Source organism: Flavobacterium sp. HTF (assembly GCF_003105115.1).
GTDB lineage: Bacteria > Bacteroidota > Bacteroidia > Flavobacteriales > Flavobacteriaceae > Flavobacterium.
On the sequence record NZ_QETH01000011.1, the window covers coordinates 91,256 to 97,255 of the forward strand.

A 6,000-nucleotide genomic window follows, 5' to 3' on the forward strand; every position below is an offset into this window, starting at 1 on the left:
CCTGATTCGAAATTTATAACGTTATTGTTTATAAATTAATTACTTTTTGCTGTTCACTACTGGCAATAGCAGCTTCTATAATCTGCATTACTTTTACTCCGTCCTGTGCGGTAACGGGCTCTGTTTTATTATTGGCAATTGAATCGTAGACTCCATCAAAAAAACTGAAATAATTTCCCTGAAGTGTCGGTACTTTTTCACGAATTTCTTTTCCGTCAGTTTCTGTATGCAAAAATCCCTGCAGCGTTTCGGGTTCTGTTCCCCACGAATCCAGATTTGGTTTTTTACCCAGTTTTAGTTCATCTTCCTGAACATCACCGCGGGGCTTTAAAAAAGATCCTTTTTTACCATGAATTGTATAGGCCGGATTAGGTTCTCTCACAAAAAAACCTGCTTTTAATCTCACTCTAAAATCAGTGTAGATCAATAATAAATCAATCCAGTCATCTACTAATGAATTTTCTCTGGTAATTCTGATATCACCAAAAACCGATTTTGGGGAACCAAATAAAGCCACTGCCTGATCTATTAAGTGCGGCCCTAAATCTTTTAGAATTCCCGCACCATCATTGGCCGTTTCTTTATGTGCCTTTGGACTTAGCAAAGGATTATATCTGTCAAAATGAAATTCAGCTTCGACTAAATCTCCCAAAACACCGTCATTTATTATCTTCTGGATGGTTTTGAAATCACTATCCCAGCGTCTGTTCTGAAAAACAGCTAATTTCAAACCTTTTTCCTGAGCGATTTCAGCCAATTCTTTTGCCTCGGCTACTGTTGTTGTAAATGCTTTTTCTACAACAGCATGTTTTCCTGCCAAAAGCACTTTTTTTGCATATTCATAATGCGTTCCGACAGGAGTATTTACAATAACCAAATCGACATCGTCTGCTAACAATTCATCAATTGAAGCATAACTTTTTACATAGGGATAATCTTCCTGAATGAGTTTTTTGCTTCTTTCCCAGGAACCTAATAATTCAAAACCCTGGTGAATATCCAAAAACGGAGCATGAAAAACCTTTCCCGACATTCCGTATGATAATAGTGATGTTTTTATTTTTTTCATCTTGTATTTATTTTTTTGCCACGAATCTCGCTAATTTACACAAATCAGTATGCTAAAATTAATTGCTTACTTTTTTAAAATCAAAGCAGAAAAAATTCGTGACAATTGTGTAATTTGTGGCAAACCAAATTGAAAATCCTTTTAATCTGTTACTGGTAAAATTTAAATTTTAGCCCTTTCATATTGTTTTGGCCATTGAATATCGGTGTTTAATTCTTTTGCAAAATCCAACGGCAGATTTGGATTTCTCAACGATTCCCTGGCAAATAAAATCAAATCGGCGAGACCATTTTGCAAAATGTCTTCTGCTTGTTTTGCTTCGGTAATTAGTCCAACTGCGCTGGTAACGATGTTGGCTTCTTTTTTGATTTTTTCTGCAAAAGAAACCTGATAACCGGGTTTAATCTCAATCTTTTGATGCGAAACTAATCCGCCTGACGAAACATCAATTAAATCTACGTTTTTTTCTTTTAATATTTTAGAAAGCATTACAGATTCTTCCGGGTTCCAGCCGTCTTCAGCCCAGTCAGTTGCTGAAATCCTGACAAACAAAGGCAGATCCGAAGGCCATTCTGACTGAACGGCTTCGAGGATTTCTAAGACAAACCTAATTAGGTTTTCAAAACTTCCTCCATATTCATCTGTTCTTTTATTCGTTAAAGGCGATAAAAACTGGTGCAATAAATAACCATGCGCACCATGAATTTCCATCACCTGATAACCGGCTTCAACGGCTCTTTTTGTTGCCGTTTTAAAATCGGAAATCACTTTTTGTATTCCGTTTTTATCCAAAGCTTCCGGAAGAAATGGTTCGCCATCATGATACGGAACCTCGCTAGGCGCCACAGTCTGCCATCCACCCTGAGCGAAATCTAACTTTTTATTTCCTTCCCACGGAGCCGAAACGCTTGCTTTTCGTCCCGCATGCGCTAATTGTATGCCCGGAATTGAATTTTGAGAAACAATAAATTCGTTGATTTGTTTTAGTTTTTGAATGTGTTCGTCTTTCCAGATTCCTAAATCAGAAGGAGAAATTCTCGCTTCGGGAGAAACGGCTGTCGCCTCCTGAATAATCAAACCTGCACCACCAGTGGCACGACTTCCTAAATGAACCAGATGCCAATCGTTTGCAAATCCGTCAATTGCAGAATACTGACACATTGGGGAGATAACAATTCTGTTTTTTAAAGTAATTTTTTTTATAGAAAGTGGAGAAAATAATAATGAAGCCATAATGTAACTTTTAATGGTTTTAAGCTACCAATTGGGTATGATAGCGTTCAAAATAGTAAAGTTACAGCATCTTGTTAAAACTGGAAATCTAAATGTTTATTAATTAACAAACATTTAAAGTAAATTCTGCTTATTCCAAAGATTATAATATTCTGATTTTTGTTCTAATAAATCGAAATGATTCCCTGACTCAACTATTGCTCCATTTTTCATTACGAATATTGTATTTGCATTTGAAATTGTACTCAACCGATGTGCAATAACAATAATCGTTTTTCCTTGAGATTTAAATTTATCTATTACGTCTTTTACTATTTTTTCGGAATTAGTATCTAATGATGAAGTTGCCTCGTCCATTAATAAAATTTCAGGATTCTTATATAAAGCTCTGGCTATTGCAATTCTTTGTTTTTGTCCTCCGGAAAGCATTGCTCCGTTTTCTCCAATTTGTGTTTCAAAACCATTTGGCAGTTTTTCTACAAATTCAATAATACCTAATTGTTTTGACAAGTCTAAAATTCTTTGAATATTTGGAAAGGAATCTCCTAATGCAATATTTTCGATAATATTCCCGGAAAACAAATTTAATTGCTGGGGAATTACTCCAATAACATTTCTTAAACTGTGATAATAAACATATTGTAAATCATATTTTCCAATGCTAATTTTTCCTTCTTTTATTGGGTACAAGTTTTGAAGAAGTGAAATTAACGTTGTTTTTCCACTGCCGCTTTCTCCAACTATTGCTGTTGTCTCATTCTTTCTGAATACTGCTGTGAAGTTTTTAAAAACCTCCTGACGAGATCCGTAACGAAAAGAAACATTTTCAAACTTTATATCTCCTAAATTTTCTTTTTGTAATTCTATTTTATTTTCGGTTTCTTCTCTTTCAAGATCCATAATTTCAAAAAGTCTGTCTGCCGCGATCAATGCATTTTGTGCCGTTTTATTCATATTTATCAACGAAGCAACAGGCGAGGTGAAATATCCTATTAAAGCATAAAATGAAAATAATTCCCCTGGAGTTATATCTCTGTCTATTACATAACCAGATCCAATCCACATTAAAATTACAGTAAATAAAGAAGCTAAAAATTGCGTAGACGTATTAGCAAAAATTCCATTTAAACCAGATTTATAAGTAATGAATAAAAGTTTTACAAATTTATTTTCTGTTTTTAAATTTGTAAAATCTTCTATCCCAAATTCTTTTACTGTTCTCACATGTGTAATGCTTTCTACTAATTGAGTTTGTAATTCGGCAGCATTTTCCATAATATTTCTTTCTACTTTTTTATTGAACTTATTTAAAATGAAATAAATTGTTATATAAAAAGGTATAATTATCAATATTATTAAAGCTAGTTTCCAATAATAGGTAAACATTAAAGTGAATGAAAAAATCACAATAAAAACATTCACGATCATATCAATTGCAACTTCATTAATAAACGATCGGATTTTTATTGCATCATTTATTCTGGATATAATTTCACCTATTTGCATGGTATCAAAAAATCGTTGGGGCAAATGAAGTAAATGTTTATAATAACCCAAGATTAATTTAGCATCGATTAACTGACCTGTTTTCATCACAAAAATACTTTTTTTTGATCCAATATAGGCTTGAAGCAAAATAACTGCAATCATGGAAACACTTAATAAATTGAGCAGATTTCTATTACCATCGACCAAAACATAATCTGTGATTTTTTGAATATAAATAGACATTGCCAATCCTAAAACTGTGAATAACATAGCTCCGACTAAGGCCTGAATCAATATGATTTTATGTGGCTGAATTAAATTCCAAAATCGTTTTATTGGTGAAGTTTTCTCATTTAAAATTTTAAAATTATCATTTGGCGCAAAGAGAATTAATACACCTGACCATACTTTTTGAAATTCTTCAAAAGTGTAAATTTCCATTTTCCCAAAACCCGGATCCATAACCGTAATTTTGGATTTTTCTGTTTTATAAATAACTACATAATGATGTAATTGTTCTTTTGTTATAATATGGGCAATAGATGGAAGCGGAATTTTATCTAAAGAATCTAAACCTCCTTTTACACCCTTGGCAGTAAAGCCCATCTTTTCTGCAGCTTCAATAATTCCAAGCACATTTGTACCTCGCTTATCTGTATTGGCGTACTGTCGTATTCTGGCTATGGGCAGATTAACTTTAAAATGGTTTCCAATAGATGCCAGACAAGCAGCGCCACAATCTTTAATATCGTGTTGTTTGATTTTTATCGAAGCCATTATTTTTTATTTGAAATTTGTTTTGGGTTTAACCAATCATCTATTTTGTCAAATAATAAATCAAATAAACTTCTACGAGTAATTATGTAACGTGTGGTTAATGTCATCCCTTTAGAAACAGTAGTTTTATATCCCGACTTTAGTCTTAATGTTTTTGAATCTAATGCACAGCGTACTTTAAAAAAAGCTTGTTCGCTCTGCACCGTAATGTTGTGGTCTATATCAATTACTTTTCCTTCCAAAAGCCCCCACTGATTATAATTGAAAGCATCTAACTGAAATTTTACTTTTTGGTTTTTCTTAATCAAACCAATGTCGTTTGGTGAAACATTATTTTCTACTATAAGATGATCCGCTGAAGAAATGGTCGCAATAGACTGCGAAGCATTTATAAAAGAACCTTTTTGAATACCTGAAAAATTCTCTACAGTACCCGAAATGGGAGCTAAAAGAACATAATTATTTAACTCTGCGTTTATTTTGGTAACCGTTCCGTTAAGATTTTTTAAACGTTCTTCTAAATCTCTTTTTTGATTTTCCCAAGTCGCTTTTTGTTGGCTTATAAAACTTTGTAATGCTTGTTTTGCAACACGCAATTCATATTCAAATTTTTCAAAATCTGCCTTAGCAATGACATCCTTATCATAAAGAATTTTATTGCGATCATAATTTATTTGGGCTTGTGAGATTTTGCTTTGAAGTTCATTTTTTCCTGATTGAAATTTAAATAAATCTTCGCGTGCCGTAGAAGTTTGTAAATGTGTTGTCCTATTTAGTAAAAGATTTGAAACATCTTTTAACAATGTACTAACAGCAGTAGATAATGTATCCTGGGTTCTTTTATCACTTTCAAGATTTTCTTTGGAGATTTTTAGAAGAGTATCTCCTATTTTTACAAAAGCATTATTTTTTAAAGCTATCCAATTCACTCTTCCGCTGACAATTGTTGCAACAGGAACATTATCTGTTTTACTGCGAATCATGCCACGGCTCTGACTGCTGATATCTACTTTAATTATAGGTAACAATCCTAAAAAAATCAAAATAGCAATAATTATAATCAAATAGATTGAAAAACTATTTGATTTGTTTTTTGCGATAAGATTTTCAAGAGTATTTATTGGATCTGAGCTTAAGTTCATTTTTTAAAATAAAAAGAATATTCTCTTTCTTGAGTTTTTGAAAGAGAATATTTTAAAAAATAAAAAATACTATTACTTTTTAATTCTGATTATTTTAAATAAAATGTTTGAAAAAGTAATGCCATTTAGAAATACATACAAAGCCGTGGCTGACAAATAAGAAGCAGGAACGTACCAACCTCCAAAAGAAACAAACATACGCACGAAGGAAGCATCAATAATTTGTGTTTAGATAATATCAAAGAGAAAATGAAAGCCGCTTTTTAATTTCATTTTAAAAAATTAAAAACC

Annotated in this window: 4 protein-coding genes; all 4 read right to left on the reverse strand. The window is 32.4% G+C overall.

Features of this window, described 5'->3' with window-relative positions; genetic code table 11:
• Positions 1–28 precede the first annotated feature (28 nt).
• Positions 29–1,069, reverse strand: a complete 1,041-nt coding sequence (locus tag DCO46_RS05625) for a Gfo/Idh/MocA family oxidoreductase (RefSeq protein WP_116751582.1) — start codon at positions 1,067–1,069, stop codon at positions 29–31.
• 162 nt (positions 1,070–1,231) lie between these two features.
• Complete coding sequence (locus DCO46_RS05630; protein ID WP_116751583.1) at positions 1,232–2,302, reverse strand: NADH:flavin oxidoreductase/NADH oxidase; 1,071 nt, start codon at positions 2,300–2,302, stop codon at positions 1,232–1,234.
• Positions 2,303–2,416: 114 nt separating this feature from the next.
• Positions 2,417–4,567, reverse strand: coding sequence for a peptidase domain-containing ABC transporter (locus DCO46_RS05635; RefSeq protein WP_116751584.1), 2,151 nt, complete (start codon positions 4,565–4,567; stop codon positions 2,417–2,419).
• The gene (locus tag DCO46_RS05640; protein ID WP_116751585.1) at positions 4,567–5,709 is read right to left on the reverse strand and encodes an HlyD family secretion protein; all 1,143 of its coding nucleotides are present in this window, start codon (positions 5,707–5,709) and stop codon (positions 4,567–4,569) included. The genes DCO46_RS05635 and DCO46_RS05640 overlap by 1 nt, the downstream gene beginning before the upstream one ends.
• Between the last annotated feature and the right edge of the window lie 291 nt (positions 5,710–6,000).

What these genes read in the sequence shown, in the direction of transcription:
- DCO46_RS05630 (WP_116751583.1), bottom strand. Translation starts at nt 2,302, where the DNA reads ATGGCTTCATTATTATTTTCTCCACTTTCTATAAAAAAAATTACTTTA.
- DCO46_RS05640 (WP_116751585.1), bottom strand. Translation starts at nt 5,709, where the DNA reads ATGAACTTAAGCTCAGATCCAATAAATACTCTTGAAAATCTTATCGCA.
- DCO46_RS05635 (WP_116751584.1), bottom strand. Translation starts at nt 4,567, where the DNA reads ATGGCTTCGATAAAAATCAAACAACACGATATTAAAGATTGTGGCGCT.
- DCO46_RS05625 (WP_116751582.1), bottom strand. Translation starts at nt 1,069, where the DNA reads ATGAAAAAAATAAAAACATCACTATTATCATACGGAATGTCGGGAAAG.